Annotated in this window: 20 protein-coding genes and 1 pseudogene; 13 read left to right on the forward strand and 8 right to left on the reverse strand. The window is 71.1% G+C overall.

Features of this window, described 5'->3' with window-relative positions:
- Positions 1-15 precede the first annotated feature (15 nt).
- Together ABZ027_RS16015 and ABZ027_RS16020 are read left to right on the forward strand one after the other, a co-directional pair.
- The gene (locus tag ABZ027_RS16015; RefSeq protein WP_356768544.1) at positions 16-438 is read left to right on the forward strand and encodes a hypothetical protein; all 423 of its coding nucleotides are present in this window, start codon (positions 16-18) and stop codon (positions 436-438) included.
- Between the two features lie 148 nt (positions 439-586).
- Positions 587-925 carry a helix-turn-helix domain-containing protein gene (locus ABZ027_RS16020; protein ID WP_356768546.1) on the forward strand — a complete coding sequence of 113 codons (339 nt, stop codon included), beginning with the start codon at positions 587-589 and terminating at the stop codon, positions 923-925.
- Here ABZ027_RS16020 and ABZ027_RS16025 read toward each other — a convergent pair.
- Positions 908-2,125, reverse strand: a complete 1,218-nt coding sequence (locus tag ABZ027_RS16025) for an FAD-dependent monooxygenase (protein ID WP_356768548.1) — start codon at positions 2,123-2,125, stop codon at positions 908-910. The genes ABZ027_RS16020 and ABZ027_RS16025 overlap by 18 nt on opposite strands.
- A 130-nt stretch (positions 2,126-2,255) precedes the next feature.
- Between ABZ027_RS16025 and ABZ027_RS16030 the strand changes: the two genes are divergently transcribed.
- Positions 2,256-3,053: an IclR family transcriptional regulator gene (locus ABZ027_RS16030; protein ID WP_356768550.1), complete on the forward strand. Its 798-nt coding sequence runs from the start codon at positions 2,256-2,258 to the stop codon at positions 3,051-3,053.
- A 153-nt stretch (positions 3,054-3,206) separates the two neighbouring features.
- On the opposite strand, the gene ABZ027_RS16035 is transcribed toward ABZ027_RS16030, so the two are convergent.
- Positions 3,207-3,857, reverse strand: coding sequence for a response regulator transcription factor (locus ABZ027_RS16035; RefSeq protein WP_356768552.1), 651 nt, complete (start codon positions 3,855-3,857; stop codon positions 3,207-3,209).
- Positions 3,854-5,002: a histidine kinase gene (locus ABZ027_RS16040; RefSeq protein WP_356768554.1), complete on the reverse strand. Its 1,149-nt coding sequence runs from the start codon at positions 5,000-5,002 to the stop codon at positions 3,854-3,856. Before ABZ027_RS16040 ends, ABZ027_RS16035 begins: the two co-directional genes overlap by 4 nt.
- 131 nt (positions 5,003-5,133) lie before the next feature.
- Between ABZ027_RS16040 and ABZ027_RS16045 the strand changes: the two genes are divergently transcribed.
- Entirely contained in the window at positions 5,134-5,856 is a 723-nt protein-coding gene (locus tag ABZ027_RS16045) for a methyltransferase domain-containing protein (RefSeq protein WP_356768556.1), read from the forward strand.
- Positions 5,853-6,461, forward strand: a complete 609-nt coding sequence (locus tag ABZ027_RS16050) for a VTT domain-containing protein (protein WP_356768559.1) — start codon at positions 5,853-5,855, stop codon at positions 6,459-6,461. Before ABZ027_RS16045 ends, ABZ027_RS16050 begins: the two co-directional genes overlap by 4 nt.
- A gap of 175 nt (positions 6,462-6,636) precedes the next feature.
- Here ABZ027_RS16050 and ABZ027_RS16055 read toward each other — a convergent pair whose 3' ends face one another.
- Positions 6,637-6,852, reverse strand: a complete 216-nt coding sequence (locus tag ABZ027_RS16055) for a 4-oxalocrotonate tautomerase family protein (protein ID WP_356768561.1) — start codon at positions 6,850-6,852, stop codon at positions 6,637-6,639.
- Between the two features lie 62 nt (positions 6,853-6,914).
- Positions 6,915-7,766 carry an SDR family oxidoreductase gene (locus tag ABZ027_RS16060; RefSeq protein ID WP_356768563.1) on the reverse strand — a complete coding sequence of 284 codons (852 nt, stop codon included), beginning with the start codon at positions 7,764-7,766 and terminating at the stop codon, positions 6,915-6,917.
- 201 nt (positions 7,767-7,967) lie between these two features.
- Here ABZ027_RS16060 and ABZ027_RS16065 point away from each other — a divergent pair, with 201 nt between their 5' ends.
- From ABZ027_RS16065 to ABZ027_RS16080, 4 genes and pseudogenes are all read left to right on the forward strand, one after another.
- Complete coding sequence (locus ABZ027_RS16065) at positions 7,968-8,840, forward strand: helix-turn-helix transcriptional regulator (protein ID WP_356768565.1); 873 nt, start codon at positions 7,968-7,970, stop codon at positions 8,838-8,840.
- 75 nt (positions 8,841-8,915) lie between these two features.
- Complete coding sequence (locus tag ABZ027_RS16070; RefSeq protein WP_356768567.1) at positions 8,916-9,788, forward strand: helix-turn-helix transcriptional regulator; 873 nt, start codon at positions 8,916-8,918, stop codon at positions 9,786-9,788.
- Positions 9,789-9,919: 131 nt separating this feature from the next.
- Positions 9,920-10,422 (forward strand): annotated as a pseudogene (locus tag ABZ027_RS16075) (SDR family NAD(P)-dependent oxidoreductase); the annotation flags it as partial.
- Positions 10,423-10,452: 30 nt separating this feature from the next.
- On the forward strand, positions 10,453-10,764 hold the full coding sequence (locus ABZ027_RS16080) for a hypothetical protein (RefSeq protein ID WP_356768782.1): 312 nt from the start codon (positions 10,453-10,455) through the stop codon (positions 10,762-10,764).
- 37 nt (positions 10,765-10,801) lie between these two features.
- On the opposite strand, the gene ABZ027_RS16085 is transcribed toward ABZ027_RS16080, so the two are convergent.
- Both ABZ027_RS16085 and ABZ027_RS16090 read right to left on the reverse strand, forming a co-directional pair.
- Positions 10,802-11,563: an SDR family oxidoreductase gene (locus ABZ027_RS16085; protein WP_356768569.1), complete on the reverse strand. Its 762-nt coding sequence runs from the start codon at positions 11,561-11,563 to the stop codon at positions 10,802-10,804.
- 164 nt (positions 11,564-11,727) lie between these two features.
- Positions 11,728-12,081 carry a helix-turn-helix domain-containing protein gene (locus ABZ027_RS16090; RefSeq protein WP_356768764.1) on the reverse strand — a complete coding sequence of 118 codons (354 nt, stop codon included), beginning with the start codon at positions 12,079-12,081 and terminating at the stop codon, positions 11,728-11,730.
- Positions 12,082-12,440: 359 nt separating this feature from the next.
- Between ABZ027_RS16090 and ABZ027_RS16095 the strand changes: the two genes are divergently transcribed.
- The 3 genes from ABZ027_RS16095 (at position 12,441) to ABZ027_RS16105 (ending at position 14,873) form a co-directional block, all read left to right on the forward strand.
- On the forward strand, positions 12,441-12,656 hold the full coding sequence (locus tag ABZ027_RS16095; protein WP_356768571.1) for a hypothetical protein: 216 nt from the start codon (positions 12,441-12,443) through the stop codon (positions 12,654-12,656).
- Between the two features lie 100 nt (positions 12,657-12,756).
- On the forward strand, positions 12,757-14,022 hold the full coding sequence (locus ABZ027_RS16100) for a glycosyltransferase family 4 protein (protein WP_356768573.1): 1,266 nt from the start codon (positions 12,757-12,759) through the stop codon (positions 14,020-14,022).
- Positions 14,019-14,873 (forward strand): hypothetical protein, encoded by an 855-nt coding sequence (locus tag ABZ027_RS16105; RefSeq protein ID WP_356768575.1) that lies wholly within the window; start codon positions 14,019-14,021, stop codon positions 14,871-14,873. The genes ABZ027_RS16100 and ABZ027_RS16105 overlap by 4 nt, the downstream gene beginning before the upstream one ends.
- Positions 14,874-14,895: 22 nt before the next feature.
- On the opposite strand, the gene ABZ027_RS16110 is transcribed toward ABZ027_RS16105, so the two are convergent.
- A complete protein-coding gene (locus ABZ027_RS16110; RefSeq protein WP_356768766.1) occupies positions 14,896-16,797 on the reverse strand; it encodes an ABC transporter ATP-binding protein in 1,902 nt (633 codons plus the stop codon).
- A 288-nt stretch (positions 16,798-17,085) separates the two neighbouring features.
- Here ABZ027_RS16110 and ABZ027_RS16115 point away from each other — a divergent pair, with 288 nt between their 5' ends.
- Positions 17,086-18,012 (forward strand): lysylphosphatidylglycerol synthase transmembrane domain-containing protein, encoded by a 927-nt coding sequence (locus ABZ027_RS16115; protein ID WP_356768768.1) that lies wholly within the window; start codon positions 17,086-17,088, stop codon positions 18,010-18,012.
- Positions 18,013-18,293: the final 281 nt, after the last annotated feature.

The raw sequence follows: 18,293 nt of genomic DNA on the forward strand, positions 1-18,293 counted from the left end.
ATGGGGAGCAAGCGTATGGCCATCAAGGAGCCGACTCCGAATGACCTGCGCGAACTACCGTGGATCACGATCGTCGCACTGGGCGCCTTCGCTCTCCTCCGCCCCGTGCTGAGCATCGTCGAGGCCTATGACGACGGACCGCTGAAGAAGCCGACAGGCCCGTTGATCTTCACCGCGCTGATCATCGTCGGGTGGATCGCCACCGCCGTGGTACGCCGGTTCCCCCGCCCGGTGGAGACGCTGACGTTCACCGGCGTGGCCTACGCCGTGCTGGCACTCCTGCTGAACATCTCGCTGCAACCGTTCCTGGACAGCGCGGAGTTACCTCCGGTGCCCGGCATGATCGGCATGATCATCTTCAACGCCGCGCAGGGTGCCGTCTGCGGTCTGATCGCTCTGGCGCTGCTGCGTCTGCGGCCTCGCTCCAACGGGGCATGATGACCGGATGCCCGGCGTTGTGCGTGCGACGTGATGACGCGGTGGTTCAGAGGTAGCCGGGGAAGGCCTGTTCCATTCCCAGCAGGCTGAGGGCACCGGTGGGCTCATCGGCCGACGCGTGGTCCAGCAGCACGTCGAGCGTCTCCTCGTGAGCAGTCTGCTGCCGGCCCAGACACACAACTACACGGAAGCGCTGCACCGTCCGCAGCCTCCCGCCCACCCGCGGACGGCACGCAAGGCCGTCGAACTGATCGACACCCGGCCCGAGACCCCCTTCACCGTCGGGGACCTGGCCCAGGCGGCGGGCGTCAGCGCCCGACGCCTCCAGGACGGCTTCAGCGAGTACGTCGGCGTGACCCCGATGACCCATCTCCGCAACGTCCGACTGGACCGAGTCCACGCCGAACTCCTGACGGGCGCCACGGCGGTCACCGAAACGGCCGGGACGGGCTGCGGGTGCGGACCCGGGTCAACGGCCAGACCGTAGCGGCACCTGTTCGGCGTCGTAGCCGTAGATCCAGCCGTTGCCCACCAGAGGGTCGGACCCGGCGAGTGACGTGTCGCGGGCCTGTTGTTCGGGGCCGTCGGGCAGGTGGTTGATGTCGCGGCGGGCATGGCTGATCTGCTGGAGGCGCGTGGTGCGTTCGATGCGCGCCGCCTCGTACCGCTTCAGCGCCTGCTCGGGGTCGTCAATGGACTCGGCCAGGCAGCGCGCCAGCACCGCGGCGTCCTCGATGGACTGGGCCGCGCCCTGGGCGAAGAAGGGGAACATGGGATGGGCGGCGTCCCCGAGCAGGGTGGCCCGGCCATGGCTCCAGTGCCGCAGCGGCGCCCGCTCCAGCAGCGCCCAGCGGCCGGGCAGACCACCGGCGTCGATGAGGTCCGTCACCCTCGGGTCCCAGCCGGCGAACTCGGCGTGGAACTCCTCGATGGTGGCCGTCGCGCTCCATGACTCGTCGGTGTAGTCCCCGGCGGGGGCGAACGCGACGACGTTGACGGCCTGTCCGCCGTTGATCGGGTAGTGCACGAAGTGCCGTCCGGGTCCCAGCCAGAGGGTCTGCGCGGGTCGCAGGGCGAACTCGGGTGCGACGTCGGCGGGCACGACGGTGCGGAAGGCGCAGATGCCGGAGTACTCCGGCGGTGCGGGTTCGGCGACCGCGCCCCGCACCACGGAATGCACGCCGTCGGCGCCGATGACGATGTCCGCCTCCACGCTGCTGCCGTCGGCGAAGCGCAGCCGCAGGCCGTGCGGGGTCTCGTCCATCGAGGTGCAGCGGGCGCCCAGGCGGATCCAGTCGCCGGGCACGGCCGACTTGACGGTGTCCAGCAGGGCGGCCCGGTGGACGGCGTAGGTGCGCTCGCCGTAGAGCCGCTCGCACACGTCGCTCAGCTTCTCCACCGACAGCACGCTGCCATCCGCCCAGCGGCGGAACTCCCAGCCCCAGTCCAACGGCACCGCCCAGCGCAGGAGTTGCTCCACGACGCCGAGACGGCGCAGCAGCCGCACGGCGTTCGGAGCCACCACGAGTCCGGCGCCGACCTCGCCGAGCGCGGGCGCCTGCTCGTGGACGGTGGCGGTCAGCCCCGCGCGGTGCAGGAAGGCCGCGGCGGCCAGACCGCCGATGCCGCCCCCGATGACGGCGATCCGCGGACCGGACACATGGGTGGGCTTGGACTGGGTGGGCATGTGTCCACTCCTCTGCTTCAAGGGAGAGCGTCCTGCTGATCCGGATCCTCGCCGAGGCTCCGAGAGCACCGAAAGTGCTACGTTCATTCAATGGACAGGCCGTTCCGTGGCCACGTACGGGAGAGGGCCGATGCCGCGCACCAGTCAGCCCGGTCGCAGCGTGAGTTCGCGGCTGCTCGACGTTCTCTTCGCGTTCCGGCCCGGCCGGTCCCGCCTGTCCCTGGCCGAGCTGACCAGGAAGACCGGCCTGCCTCATGCCACGGTGCGCCGACTGGCCCTGGAACTCGTCGAGTCCGGGGCGCTGGAGCGGGCACCGGACGGCTCCTTCAGCGTGGGTATCCGGCTGTGGCAGTTGGGCACACTGGCGCCGCTGAGCGTCCCGCTGCGCACCCTCGCCCTCCCGTTCATGGGCGACCTGCACACCGCGCTGCGCCAGCACGTCCAGCTCGCGGTGCTGGAAGGCAACGAGGCCGTGCTGGTGGAGCGGCTGTCGGCGGGCAACGCGGTGGACGTCATGTCGAAGATCGGCGGGAGGCTGCCTCTGCACTGCTCCGGCGTGGGCAAGGTGCTGCTCGCGCACGCCGGCCCCGAGCTGATCGAGCAGGTCGTCGCGCGGGGTCTGCCCGCGTACACCGAACGCACGGTCACCGATCCGGCGCGGTTGCTGGAACAGCTGGACGAGTGCCGCGAGACCGGCGTGGCCGTCGTCCTCCAGGAGGCGACACCCGGCGCCGACTCGGTGGCCACCCGGGTCCTCGACGACGAGGGCAGGGTCGTCGCGGCCCTGTCGGTCGTGGTGAGCGCCGGTTCGGTCGATCTGCGGACGGTACGGCCGGCGGTCATCGCCTCCGGTCTGGCCGTGTCCCGCCGACTTGGCTGGCATCCCTCGGCGGGAGTCGGGCACGCGGGGTGGTCCGGGTCCGCATGACGGACCTGTCAGGGATCCGTGCGGAGCTGAGTACGAGGTAGGCGGCGCGGAGTTCGCGCGGGTGGGGCAGCAGGACGATCCCGCCGTCGCGTGGGGCACGGCCGCAATCGCTGGTGCCGCCGACATTCCGAGCCGCGCGGGCGTTGGATGCGCTCAGGTGGTCAGTCCCGCGTCGCGGGCCAACAGGGCCGCCTGGACCCGGTTGGTGACTTCCATCGTGGCCAGGATGCGGCTGACGTGGGCCTTGACCGTGCTTTCCCGCATGGTGAGTTGGGTGGCGATGTCCGCGTTGGTGTCGCCTCGGGCCAGCAGGGTCAGCACATCCCGTTCGCGGGGGGTGAGCCGGTCCAGTCGGGCCCGGGCTGCCGTGGCCTGCGGCTGGTTGGTGGCGTGGTAGCGGTCGATGAGGCGGCGCGCCGCGGTGGGGTGGAGCATGGCCGAGCCGGCGGCCACCAGGTGGACGGCGCGCACGATTTCGGCCGGGTCGGTGTCCTTGAGCAAGAACCCGTCGGCTCCGGCGGCGAGGGCGTCGTAGACGTATTCGTCGAGGTCGAAGGTGGTCAGGGTGATCACCTTCGGGGGGTGGGAGAGGGACCGCAGCCGGGTGGTGGCGGTGATGCCGTCCATGCGGGGCATGCGCACATCGACGAGCGCGACGTCGATGCGGTGTGCGGTGGCTTGCTCGATGGCCTGGAGACCGTCGGCGGCCTGAGCGACGACCTCGATGCCCTGGTCGCCGTCGAGGAGATCGGTCAGGCCGAGACGGACCAGGGCGTCATCGTCGACGATCATGGCGCGGATCATGTGCTGGTGCCGTTCTGTTCGGTGCCGACCGGGTGGGGGATGCGAGCGGTCAGTCTCCAGGTCCCCGCTCCGACGGGTCCGGCATCCAGATGGCCGCCGAGGGCGGTGACGCGTTCGCGTAGACCTACGAGCCCGTAGCCGGCACCGACCGTGTCCGTGCGCGCGGCGCCAGGGGAGTTGGTGACCTCGACCAGTGTCGCGGGCGGCCGGTAGTCGACGCGAACGGTCACCGCCCCGCCATCGGCGTGCTTGCGGGCGTTGGTCAACGCTTCCTGGACGATGCGGTACACGCCCAGACGATGGGTGGTGGGCGCCCGCTCGGGAGGGCCGTCGACCGTCAGCTCTATGCGTTGCCCGGCTGCACGGGCCTCGTCGACCAGTTCCCCCACCTCTCTCAGGACGGGTGCGAGGCTGCCATCCGTCGGTGTGGAGTCAGGGGCGCGCAGAACACCGAGAACGTCACGCAGGTCGGCCAGAGCCTCGGTGGATGTCGTTCGCAGCAGGCCCAGGCGTTCGGCGACCGGCGCCGGCAGTGTGTCGCTCTTAGTGGCCAGGACACCGCTGTGCAGAGCGATCAGGCTCAGGCGGTGGGCGAGCACGTCGTGCATCTCCGCGGCGATACGGGACCGCTGCGTGGCACGAGCGGCTTCCACCCGCAGGTCCGACTCGACCCGCAGGTGCTCCACCTGGGCGGCCAGCGCCCGAACAAGACGCCGCCGATTGCCCCGCCACAGGCCGACGACCACGGCCAGCAACGGCACGAGCACGGTGGAGGCGTACCGCTGCGCTCCCCACAACGCGGTTGCCGGGTAGCTGAACAGGTTGGCGCCCAGCGCGGCGACGGCACATCCAGCCGCCACCCGCGCCCGGCCGTCCACGGCCAGATCGAACAGGGCGACCGCCAGCAGCGGCAGCAGGGGCCACCCCAGCCACGCGGTGGCCACGGTCACCAGCAGCGGCGCGACCGTCTCGCGCAGCCCGGGCACCAGCAGGCCGACTCCGCACACCAGGGCCGCGCCGGTGACCGGGGCCAGATGGTGACCGCCGCGGATCGCCGCACCGTTCAACACGGCGACCAGCACGAGTACCGCGACGAGCGTCACACGCCCCCAGGCAGCCCACCTCGGGCCTTCGCTCCAACTCACCCTGGCCATCCTAGGCAGGCCGGGCTGTCTCCTGACCCGACGATCCGCTACGCCGACCCCCTACTTTCGTAGGGGGAAGCCGTCGTACAACGACGGATTCGATGGTGGGCGCGGATTTCTAGCGTCGAACCATGAACGACTGGACCACCTCCCCCGACCCTGTCCTGGCGCGGCGCCGTACCGAAGGCTGGATGTTCCTGACCGAAGCGGCCCGCGATCTGCGGACCACCGGAGCGATCGCCCCCAGCGGCAAGGCACTTGCCCGCGCTCTGACCGACCCCCTCCGGGCCACGGCCCGCCCGTCGGCCGTCCTGGAAGCGGGCGCCGGAACCGGCGCGGTCACCCGTGTCCTGATACCCCAGCTGTCCCGGGGCAGCCGTCTGGACGTCGTCGAGGCGAACCCGCGCTTCGCCGGGCGACTGCGCCACCTCGTCGCCACGCACCCCCACCTGGAGGGCCTGCCCGGGCGGGCTGCCGTGCACCAGACGTACGTCGAACACCTCAGCAGCGAGCAGCGCTACGACGTGATCGTCTCCGGGCTTCCCCTGACCAACTTCACCCCGGTGCGGGTCGAGCGCATCATGGCCCGGTACATGGAGATGCTGCACCCCGGGGGCACCCTGACCTACTTCGCGTACCTCGGCACCCGCGCCGCCCGTGCGCTGACCGCGTCACGAGCGGAGGCACGCCGGCACGCCGAGGTGAACGAGGTCATGGCCGCATATCAGCGCCGCTACGCCACCGGCCGCTGGACCGTGTGGACCAACCTGCCCCCGGCGCACGTCTGGCACCTGCGGCGCCCCCTCGCCCCTCCCCACGGCCGGGAGAGCCCCCGGGTCGTGGCGGGTCGGTGAACGCGCTCTCCGACATCCTGGGCCGCCTGTCCCCTGCCGCTGTCTACGCGGTGGTGGCCCTGGCCGTGCTGGCCGAGTCGATCCTTCTCATCGGTGCCTTCGTCCCCACGCTCACGCTGCTGCTGACCGCGGGCGCGCTGGCCCGCACGGGCCACGTCAGCCTCCCTGCCGTCGTCGGGGCCGCGGCCGTCGCCGTGGTCACGGGTGACCTCCTCGCCCACCGCACCGGAAGGCTCCTGGGGCATCGATTGCGTTCGGGGCGCGCAGGGCGTCGTGTCCCCGGCGTGGCCTGGCGCCAGGCCGAGGCGCTGATGACTCGCCATGGTGGTCGCGCCGTCCTCCTGGCTCGCTTCCTGCCCGTGGTCCGCACCCTCGCCCCTCACTTCGCGGGGGCCACCCGGCTGCCGTACCACCGCATCGCTCCCTACAGCGCCACCGCCGCCTGCCTGTGGGCCACGGCCGAAGTCGGCGCCGGATACGCCGCCGCGACCTTTCTTCAGCGCGTTCTTTTCCTGGGTGGCCCCGCCATCGCCCTGCTCTGCCTGTGCGCGATCGGTGCCGCAGTCCCCTGGGTGAGGAAGCGCCATGCCTCCTCATCACGCTGAAGCGGTCCACCAGCGCTCTCCCTCGAAGTGCCGGCGCCGACGGAGACAACAACAGCCTCGGGCAGGTGGCGCTCACCGTGGGTGCCGGGGACTGGACGCGTGACGGCCGTCGGCCCGTCCGGCGGCCTCCGGCGGCCGTGGCGTGCCGGAGGCCCCTTCCTGCCTGCCGCGGTCCTCAGGCCTCGGGTGTCTGCTCGAGCATCGCGAGGGTCAGGACGTTGCCGCCGATGCCCCAGCCGCCGTCGGCCACCTCCTCGACCAGGACCATGGTGTTGGCGCGGGCTCGTTCCCCGTAGATCTCCACGTAGAGCTCGGTGGTGCGGGTGACGATCTTCTCCTTCTGCTTCTCGTCGAGGGTGCCGGCGATGACCTTGAAGTTGGCGAACGGCATGGTGGTTCTCTTTCCTGGAATGGCGGGAGTTGTGTGCGGTGTCGGCGGCGTCCACGCCTCGGTCAGACGATGCCGCCGTTGGCGCGGATGACCTGGCCGTTGACCCAGTGGCCGGCCGGCGAGGCGAGGAAGGCGACGACCTCGGCGATGTCGGCGGGGGTGCCGAGCCGTTCCAGCGGGGGCTGGGCCGCCAGGCGGGCGACGGTCTCCTCGTCCTTGCCGTCGAGGAACAGGTCGGTGGCGGTGGGACCGGGGGCGACGGCGTTGACGGTGACGTCCCGGCCGCGCAGTTCGCGGGCGAGGATCATCGTGAGCGCCTCGACGGCTCCCTTGCTGGCGCTGTAGGCGCCGTAGCCCGGAAAGGCGAGGCCGACCACGGACGTGGAGAAGGTGACCATCGCCCCGCCGCTGCGGATCTTCCGAGCGGTCTGCCGGGCGACGACGAAGCTGCCGCGGATGTTGGTGCGGTGCACTGCGTCCAACTCGGCGAGGTCCAGGTCGGCGACCGGGGACAGGTACAGTCGGCCGGCCGCGTGGACGACCACGTCGACGCCGCCGAACTCGGACTCGGCGGTGTCGAACAGCGCGGCGACCTGCTGCTCGTCGGCGACGTCGGCCTGGACGGCGACCGCCCGGCCACCGCCGGCGGTGACCTCCTTGACGGCGGCCTCGGCCAGATCACGGTTGCCCGCGTAACCGACCACCACGGCGAATCCGTCGGCGGCCAGCCGACTCACCGTCTCGCGACCGATGCCGCGGGAGCCGCCGGTGACGATGGCGACGCGGGCGTGGTCAGCGCGATGGTCGGAAGGATGGCCTTCGGGGTGCGTGAGCGCCGTGTGACTCGGCGCGGTGTGACTGGGCGCCGTGTGACGGGGCGCCGTGTGACTGGGCGAGGTTTCCTGGGCTGACATGGGGGCTCCCGCGAGAGATGCCGGACAGGGACTGCCACGACGGGTCGTTCGTGGCGGCAGGGGGCGGTCGGCGTCCTCACCGGCCGCTCCCTGGCGTACGGCTCCAGCGTGGTCCTGCTCTGCCGCGCCAACCAGGGCTGCCTCTACCCAGGGGTTGCCACCCCCTGGCTCAGGCCACCGGCACGAGCGACGATGGGGAGCGTGAACCACTCCGAACTCGCCGCCTTCCTGAAGTCGCGACGCGCCCGCATCCGCCCGTCCGACGTCGGCCTGCCCTCCGGCCCGCGACGCCGGGTGCCGGGACTGCGACGTGAGGAGGTCTCCCAACTGGCGGGCCTGTCCGCCGACTACTACACCGAGTTGGAACGGGGACGCGGCGCCCAGCCCTCCGCTCAGGTGCTGGCCGCCCTGTCCCGGGCGCTGCGTCTGAACGGCGATGAGCGGGACCACCTGTTCCATCTCGCCGGCCGTCTCGTCCCCCCGGCCACGCACGGCCCGACCGCGCACGTGCAGCCGGCCCTTCTCGGCCTGCTGGACCAGCTCACCACCACCCCCGCCCAGGTCATCACCGACCTGCACGAAATCCTGGTCCAGAACCACCTGGCCGCCGCGCTGATCGGCCGGCCCCCGACGGCGAGCGGTCCCGAAGCCAGCCTCGTCCACCGCTGGTTCACCGACCCGGGCGCCCGCGGCATCTACCCGGTGGAGGACCACCCCCACCACTCGCGGGTCTTGGTCGCCGACCTCCAGGCGGTCGCCGCACGACGCGGCGGTGACACCGAGGTGCAGCGGATGGTGGCCGCGCTACGACGACGCAGCCAGGAATTCGCCGACCTGTGGGACACCCACGACGTCGCCCTGAGACGAACCGACCACAAACGCATCGTGCACGCCACGTTGGGCGTCATCGAGCTGGACTGCCACAGCCTGTTCAGCGAGGACGGACGTCAGCGTCTGCTGTGGTTCAGCGCCCCACCCGGCACCGAAGGCGCCGCCCAGCTGCAGCTTCTCTCTGTGATCGGCGCCCAGGACATGACGCCCAGCGCTCCCGAACTCGGACGCCCACAGGCCTGAGTCCGACGAGCGTAGGAGTATCGCGGCCACCTTGCGCCGCCGCGTCGGGTGTGGTGCGGGGCTACTGTCGAACGCATGGACAGCGACAACCTTCTGGGACAGTTCCTGCGAGCTCGGCGCGGACTTGTGCAGCCCGAGGATCAGGGCGTCCCCGTGATCGGCCACCGCCGTGTGGCGGGCCTGCGCCGGGAGGAAGTCGCCATGCTGTCCGGACTGAGCACCGACTACTACGTACGCCTGGAACAGGGCCGTGAGCGCAACCCCTCGGTGCAGGTGGTCGACGCGCTGGCCGGCGCGCTGTTGCTGGACGACGAGGCGACGACCCATCTGCACCGGCTGGCCCGGCCCGTGCCGGGGCGTTCCCGCAGGCACACCTCGCGTCAGCGGGTGAGCCCCGCCCTGGTGCGGATGATGAACAGCTGGGACGGCACACCTGCCGTGATTCTGGGGCGCTGCATGGACGTGCTGGCGCACAACCCCCTGGGCGGCGCCCTGTTCGCCGGCCACACCTACAGCGGGGACCTGATGCGGCTCGTCTTCCTCGACCCCGACGCCCGGGATTTCTACCCTGACTGGGACCAGGTCGCCGCCAACACCGTCGGCGGTCTGCGCGAGGCAGCGGGTACCGACCACGACGACCCGCGGATGGTCGAGCTGGTGGGCGAGTTGTCGCTCAAGAGCGAGGCGTTCCGCACGTTGTGGTCGCGTCATGACATCCGCCAGAAGAGACACGAGACCAAACGCTTCCGGCACCCGGTCGTCGGGGAACTCACCCTGGACTACGAGTCCTTGACCATCAACAGCGCGCCGGGTCAACAACTCGTCGTCTACCAGGCCGAGTCCGGCAGCCCCTCCGCCCACGCACTGTCCCTGCTCGGCAGCATCACCGCGACTGAAACGGCGCGGGCCTCGGATTCCGTGCAGCAGGACATCGCCACGGGCGACTGAATTCACCGCGGCCGTTCCCTTCCCTGGACTCCGATCCCAGGATCGCCGCGCCCACATCCGTGGCGTCTCACCCCATGCCCTATCCCATGCCCTATCCCATGCCGCACACCCCATGAAGGGACATATCCCCTATGTCTGTCGACGCGATACCCGTCTGGTTCATCACCGGCTGCTCGACCGGACTCGGCCGCGCCCTGGCCGACGCGGTGCTCGACCGGGGCTGGCGGGCCGTGGTCACCGCCCGCGATCCGAAGAGCGTGGCGGACATCGTCGCCCGCCACGGGAATCGGGCGCTCGGCCTGGCGCTCGATGTCACCGATACCCAGCAGATCGAGAAGGCCGTCGAGGCCGCTCAGGAGGCCTTCGGCCACATCGACGTGCTGGTCAACAACGCGGGCTACGGCTATCTCGCCGCTCTCGAGGAGGGCGAGGACGACGAGGTCCGCGCCCTGTTCGACACCAACGTCTTCGGCCTCGTCGATGTCACGCGCGGCGTCCTGCCGGGAATGCGCGCCCGCCGCAGCGGGCACATCGTCAACATCTCCTCGGAGGCCTGGCCGCGTTCGGCGCCACGGGTTACTACCACGCCACCAAGTTCGCCGTCGAAGGACTCTCCGAGTCACTCGCGGCCGAGGTGTCCCCGCTGGGCATCAACGTGACGATCGTGGAGCCGGGAGCCTTCCGCACCTACTGGTCCGGCCCCTCCATGCGCCAGTCGGCCACGCAGATCGACGACTACGCGGACACCGCCGGCGCCCGCCGCAAGAGCACCCTGGACACCTACGGGCACCAGCCCGGCGACCCCGAACGCGCCGCCGCGGCCATCATCGAAGCGGTGCGGTCCGAGAATCCCCCGCTGCGACTGCTCCTGGGCAGGGTCGCCCTGGACGTCGCCATGTCCCGGCTCGACACCCTCAGGACCCACTTCAGCGCATGGCGCGAGGTCACTCTCAGCGCCGACTACCCGACGGCCTGACGTCGGGCTTCTCCTCCGATCGCCGGCCGCCGGGCCGCTACGGGCGCTGCCGCGCGGGCCGGATGACCAGCTCGTTGACGTCGACGTCGGCGGGCTGGCTGATCGCATAGGAGATCGCGCGGGCGATGGCATCGGGCGGGATGGCGGCCGCACGGTAGGCCTTCATCGCCGCCGCGGCTCCGGGGTCGGTGATGGTGTCGGCGAGTTCGGACTCGACGACGCCGGGCGAGACGGTGGTCACCCGGATGAACGGCTCCGCCTCCTGCCGCAGCCCTTCGGTGATCGCCCAGGCCGCGTACTTCGTGGCGCAGTACACGGCGGCCGTGGGAACCACGGAGTAGGCGCCGACGGACGCGATGGTGACGAAGTGTCCGCTCTGTTGGCGCTGGAAGTGCGGCATGGCCGCGGCGATGCCGTGCAGCAGTCCCTTGATGTTGACATCGACCATCCGGTCCCACTCGTCCACCAGCAGGGCGTCGAGCCGCGACAGCGGCATGACGCCGGCGTTGCCGACCATCACATCGATGTGCCCCCGCGCGGTGACGGTCTCGTCGACGAACCTGGCCATGTCGTCCCGGTCGGTGACATCGAGACGGCGTACGTCGATGCTGCCGCCGTCGGCTCGGAGGCTCTCCGCCAGGTCGGCCAGCCGATCCTCTCGACGCGCACCGGCGACGACATGGTGGCCCTCCGCGGCAAGCCGCCTGGTGATGCCTTCGCCTATGCCGCTGGTGGCACCCGTGACGAGTACGACCTTCCGGCCGCCCTGCTCGGTGATGTCCGAGGTTGTCCCAGTCATCGCATCCTCCTCGCTCGGTCGGGGCGAAAACCCCGGCACGGTTCGTTCACCCGTGAACTTGCCGTGCTTTCGACTGCTGGAGAAGGCTGGGATCTTCCTAGGAGCGCCGCACCCTCCACGCCGGCCGACGAAGGTGGATGCGGTGGTGCCGGCCGAGGTGGGGATCACCCCTTCGCCGCGTCGTACTCCTCACGCGCCCTCTGGATCGCCGCCATCCGTCGATCCGTCCACTGCGCGAGGCCGCGGACCTGTTCGGCCGCCTCCCGGCCGAGGTCCGTGAGGGAGTAGTCCACGTGGGGCGGGATCACCGGCTTGGCGTCGCGGTGGACCATGCCGTCGCGTTCCAGGGTCTGCAGGGTCTGGGTCAGCATTTTCTCGCTGACCCTGCCGATCACCCGGCGCAGTTCACCGAAGCGGCAGGAGCGGTCCAGCAGCGCGATCAGCACCAGGGTGCCCCAGCGGCTGGTGACGTGTTCCAGGGCCACGCGCTGCGGACACATCGTGTCGCCGCCGGCCATCCGCACACGGTCCACGAATGTCGCCTCACTTACGTCCACATCCGTACCCTACTTCAGGAGCGGCACTTCCGAAAAGATAGTGCCCCTCCGGTGGAGCTGCCCGCCTCCGCACAGACGCCCCGCCTCCTCCCTCGGAGTCGGCCGCGGACCCTGTTCGGTTCCCGCCTCCCCGGGTGAAAGCGAAGCAGTGGAAGCGACCGAAGGAGCACCGGCGCACACTCGCCGCCCGGCGCGCTTCGCGCGCACACCGGCACCGCGCGTCCGCCTCGCCGCCGCCGGGTATCCCCCGGACAGACCTCGCGACCGTCGGCCCCGGACGCCGGCGCGACGCGACCCCATGCCCACGGAGGTGGAGCACCATGACCGACACCGGCGCACTGCGACCCGTCGCCACGTTCTGCGGAGAGTGCGACTGCGGCTGTCCCCAGCTCTTCGTCGACCCGAACGCCCCGGCCGAGCAGCGGATCATCCTGACCGACGACTTCGGCCAGCGCGTGCAGATGAGCTTCGACCAGTTCTCCCACCTGGTCGACGACGCCAAGGCGGGCAAGTTGGACGGTATCGCGCTGCCCTGACACGACGGGCCGGCGACTGTGACGCAGTCGTCGGGTCCGTGGGCGCTACGAAGTGGTAACGACACGCAACCGTGCGCCAGTTCGTATGGTCCAGTCCCCTATGAAGATCTCTTTCCTGCTCCACAACGCCTACGGAATCGGAGGCACGATCACCACCACCTTCAACCTGGCCCAGGCACTCGCCGAGCGCCACGACGTGGAGATCGTCTCCGTGCTGCGGCACCGCGAGCACCCGAGCTTCACCCTGGACCCGAGGGTCTCGCTGCGGCCGCTGGTGGACCTCAGGCAGGAGAAGGAGCACCCGTCACATCTGCGACCGGCGAAGGTTTTCCCCCGCTCCGAGTACCGGCACGGGCAGTACAGCGAGTTGACCGACCAGCGGATCGGGGAGTGTCTCGCCTCGATGGACGCCGACGTGGTGATAGGGACCCGGCCGGGGCTCAACGTGCATCTCGCGCTCCAGGCCCCGCGCCACGTCGCCCGCGTCGGGCAGGAACACCTCACCCTGGACAACCATTCGCCCCGGCTGCGGGGCGCGTTACGCAGCGCCTACCGTCGGCTGGACACGCTCACCACGGTGACCGAGGCGGACGCCGCCGCCTACCGCCGCAAGATGAGACTGCCCGGGGTACGGGTGGAGGCCCTCGCGAACAGCGTGCCGGATCCCGGGCTGTCGGCCGCGGACGGCACCGCGAAGGTCGTCGTCGCGGCCGGCCGGCTGGTCCCGGTGAAGCGGTACGACCTACTCATCGAGGCCTTCGCCATGGTCGTCGCGGAACGCCCGGACTGGCAGCTGCGCATCTACGGCAAGGGTGAGCAGCACGACCGGCTGCGGGAGCTCATCACCAGGCTCGGGCTGTACAACAACGTCTTCCTGATGGGTGCGGTGGCGCCCATGGAGGCCGAGTGGGTCAAGGGCTCGATCGGAGCGGCCGCCTCCAACTTCGAGCCGTTCGGGATGACGATCGTCGAAGCCATGCGCTGCGGTCTGCCGGTGGTGAGCACCGACTGCCCCTACGGACCCGGTGAGATCATCAAGGACGGCGTCGACGGCCGGCTGGTGCCGGTCGGGGACCGTGACGCGATGGGCGCGGCCCTGCTGGAACTCGTCCGTGACGACGAGCGACGCCGCCGCATGGGCCGTGCGGCACTGGAGAACGCACAACGGTTCGCTCCCGGCCCGGTGGTCGAGCAGGCCGAGCGTCTGTTGGCCGAGGCGGTCGCCGCGAGACGGGCCGGACGACCGGTCGCCCAGGAACGCACTCCCGTGCGCCGGGTCCTGGTCAGCAAGGGATTCGCCGCCCGCGACACCGCGATCACCGCCGCGGGCAGCGCGCTGCGCGTCGTACGAAGGGGGCAGCGATGAGCAGGGGCGCAGGAGAGACGGAAGGGACAGCGGTGGGCACGGAACCCGAGGCGCGGCCACGCGTCGGCTGTGCGGTCGACGCTGACGGCAGGATCACGTTCGACGTGCCGGCGCGGCCGGCGGAGGCCGGCCAGGTACTGCTGCGGCTGCGTCCGAAGAAGGGACAGCCGGAGAAGATCCTCCACGTCCTCGACCTGGAGCCGGCCGGCGACGGCCGCCGACGTGCCGTCCTGGACACCTGGCCCGTCCTCGCGGAAGGCCGGTGGGACGTCTACCTCCTCCAGGACCCCGACTCCCGGCGGCTGCGGCTGCTCCCGGGACCGCGCGACTTGCGGGTCCTCGTCGACGGTCACCTCCGTGACCGGCAGTCACCTCTCGCCGTCCGGATCCCGTACGTGACCAAGGACGGCCATCTGGCGATACGCGCCTGGCGACGCACGGCCCACGCGGAGGCCGCCGATATCGAGGTCACGGGCCGGTCGATGACCGTCGACGCCCGCCTGCACGGCGCCTCGCTCGGGGAGGGTGCCGTGGTGCGCCTGCGTCGGCGGGGCGGCGACGGTGCCGTGCGCACCCTGGAACCACGGGCCGGGGACGACGACCGGAGCTTCTCCTTCACCGTCGACTACGAGGAGTTGGCCACCGGGACGGACGGCGGGAGCGGCATCTGGGACGCCTTCGTGCTGCCCGCGCCGGAAGCGTCGCCCATCCGGATGGCCAGACTCCTCGACGATGTGGCCGACCGCAAGGAGGTCTTCGTCTACCCGACGGTGGCAGTCGCAGGGGCCCTCGTGCACCCCTACTACACCGTCGACAACGACCTCTCCGTGAAGGTCACGAAGGCCGGCTGAGGCCTGGGCGGCGTGCCCGTGACTACGCCGCCGCCCCGTCCTTGGACGCGATCTGCGTCACGTCGCCCGGCTTCTGCGCGAACTGCGTGTGGTACAGCTGCGCGTACCGTCCGTCCAGGGTCAGCAGGTCCTCGTGGGTACCGCGTTCCACGATCCGTCCGGCCTCGACCACCAGGATGAGGTCCGCGCTGCGGATCGTGGACAGCCGGTGGGCGATCACGACGGCCGTCCTGCCCTCCAGCGCCTCGGTGAGTGCCTCCTGCACGGCCGCCTCTGAGGTGTTGTCCAGGTGGGCGGTGGCCTCGTCGAGGATGACGACGCGCTGGCGGGCCAGCAGCAGCCGGGCGATGGTCATCCGCTGGCGTTCGCCGCCGGAGAGCCGGTAACCGCGTTCGCCGACCACGGTGTCGAGGCCGTCGGGCAGGGAGTGTACGAGGTCGTCCAGGCGGGCGCGGCGCAGGGCGTCCCACAGCTCCTCCTCGGTCGCCGTGGGGCGGGCGAGCAGCAGGTTGGCGCCCACGGTGTCGTGGAAGAGATGCCCGTCCTGGGTGACCATGCCGAGGGTCTCCCGAAGGGACCGCGCGCTCAGATCACGGACGTCGACCTCACCGACCCGGACAGCGCCCTCGTCGACGTCGTACAGCCGCGGCAGCAACTGGGCGACGGTCGACTTGCCGGCGCCGGACGAGCCGACGAGGGCGACGGTCTGTCCGGGTTCGGCGCGGAAGGAGATGCCGTGCAGGACCTCGTCGCCGCCCCGGGTGTCGAGGGCGGCCACCTCCTCCAGGGAGGCGAGGGAGACCTTGTCGGCTGACGGGTAGCCGAAGCGGACCTGGTCGAACTCGACGGCCACCGGACCGTCGGGGACCTCGCGGGCGTCCGGTTTGTCCTCGATCAGCGGCTTCAGGTCGAGCACCTCGAAGACCCTCTCGAAGCTGACGAGGGCACTCATCACCTCGACGCGGGCGCCGGCCAGCGCGGTGAGCGGGGCGTACAGGCGGGTCAGGAGCAGGGCGAGGGCCACCACGGCGCCCGGGTCGAGGGTGCCGCGCAGGGCGAACCAGCCGCCGAGGCCGTAGACGAGGGCCAGCGCCAGGGCCGACACCAGGGTGAGGGCGGTGATGAACACGGACTGGGCCATGGCCGTCCGTACGCCGATGTCCCGGACCTGGCGGGCGCGGACCGCGAACTCCTCGGACTCCTGTTCCGGACGGCCGAAGAGCTTGACCAGGGTGGCGCCGGGTGCGGAGAAACGCTCGGTCATGCGGGTGCCCATCGCCGCGTTCAGCGCCGCGGCCTCCCGCTGCATCCGGGCCATCCGGCTGCCCATCCGCCGGGCCGGGATCACGAACACCGGCAGCAGCACCAGCGCCAGCAGGGTGATCTGCCAGGAGAGCGTGAGCATGACGGCGAGGGTGAGGACCAGCGTGACCAGGTTGCTGACCACTCCGGACAGGGTGTTGCTGAAGGCGCGTTGGGCGCCGATGACGTCATTGTTGAGACGGGAGACGAGCGCACCCGTACGAGTGCGTGTGAAGAACGCGACCGGCATGCGCTGCACATGATCGAACACAGCGGTGCGCAGATCGAGGATGAGTCCCTCTCCGAGCGACGCCGACAGGCGTCTGCCGAGGATGCCGAGCGCCGCCTCCGCGACCGCGATCAGCGCGATGAGCAGGGCCAGGCGGACGACGGTGCCCTCGTCGTCGCCCGAGACGATCGCGTTCACGACCTTCCCGGCGAGGACCGGGGTGGCGACGGCGAGCAGCGCGGTCACCACCCCGAGCGCGACGAACCGCGCGATGCGGGGGCGGTGCGGGCGGGCGAACGCGCCGATGCGGCGCAGTGTCGCGCGGGCCAGGGGTCGTCGTTCCTGCTCGGCGTTCATGACACTGTGCAGTTGTGTCCAGGCCGTGGTCTCCATGCTCATAGGAAGGACCGTAGAGCCTCAAGCTTGCTTGAGGTCAAGGGAACCCCGCTGTCCGTCCCTGCGAAGGATCCGATGACCGTACGTAAGCCCATGTCCCCGCTTCCGCAACCCGCAGTTGGCGCAGGGTGGGAAACCTCTCCGACTGTGACAGCGGTACACCTCCCCGACATCCCCGACCGCCCCGACTTCTTGCCTGTCTGCGACGTCACCGACGTCTCCGAACTCGCTGACCTCTCCGAGCGCTCCGGCATCCCCGAGGGACGACTCCCCCGTCGCGTCCCGATCCGCCGGCTGCGCCAGATCCTGTGTCTGCTTCCGCTCCTGCTCGTCACCGTCGTCGCGGTCCAGCACCGGTCGGTGCTCGCCGAGGGCTTCGGTCATCTGCGGCACGCCCAGTGGCCGTGGCTGGTGGCGGCGATCGGGGCGACGTGTCTGACCTGGGTCGCAGCCGCCGTGACCCGGCAGGGTGCCGTCGTCGAGGCGTTGCCGAAGCGGCGGCTGCTGGCCACCCAGTTCGCCGCGGGCGCGGCCAACCATCTGCTGCCGACCGGGCTGGGCGCGAGCGCCGTCAACCTGCGGTTCATGACGGTGTGCGGGCTTCCGCTCGCCCGCTCGTCCGCCGCGCTGGCGCTGTACATGCTGGCTGAGGCGGTCGGCCGGCTGACCCTTCTGGCCGCGCTGCTCGTCGCCTTCCCCGACGCGCTGCGGCTGGGCCCCCTCCTCCCTGACGGGGCGGTCGGCCCGCTGCTGCTGGTGGTCGGCGCGGCCCTGCTGGTCGCCGCGGTTGTGCTGGCCTGTGTACGACGACTGCGTACGGCCGCGTGCTCCTTCCTGCGCACGGCTTTCGGCGAGGCGCGCTCGGTGCACACCCGGCCCGCGCGGGCGCTGGCCCTGTGGGGCGGCTCGCTCGCGTTCCCCGCGTTGCAGGCGTCCGTGCTGACAGCGGTGGGGCAGGCGCTGGGGCTGCCGGTGCCGCCCGCGCACATGGCGGTGGCCTACCTGGCGGCGACGGTGGCGGTCGCGCTGGTGCCCACACCGGGCGGCATCGGCTCGGTGGAGGCGGCCCTGGTCGTGGCGCTGGTGGCGGCGGGCGGCCCGGCCGCGGTCGCCACGGCCGTGGTCCTGGCCTTCCGGATCATCACCGTCTGGCTCCCGCTGGTGCCGGGGGCGTTGACGCTGGGCGCCCTGGTACGGCTGAAGGTGATCTGACCGGAGTCCGCGGCGGACCGACGCGGTCGGGGCCGGGGTCGGGGTCGGGCAGGTCCGGGCCCGGCGACGGGCGTGCGAGGGAAAATCGTCTGAAATCACTCCGTCCGGCCACCGTCCGGGTACGAACTCCTGTGCCGGATACGGCAGGATGAGCGGTCGCGCGGGCCACGGGGGGCCAGTTGGCCCGCACGATCGCACATCGGAATCGAGCAGGTGGCAACGTGACGCAACTTCACATCCGGCCGTCGGTGAAGGTCTTCGCCGCAGTCCTCCGTACCGGA

This window comes from Streptomyces sp. NPDC006332 (assembly GCF_040612855.1).
Classification (GTDB): Bacteria; Actinomycetota; Actinomycetes; order Streptomycetales; family Streptomycetaceae; genus Streptomyces.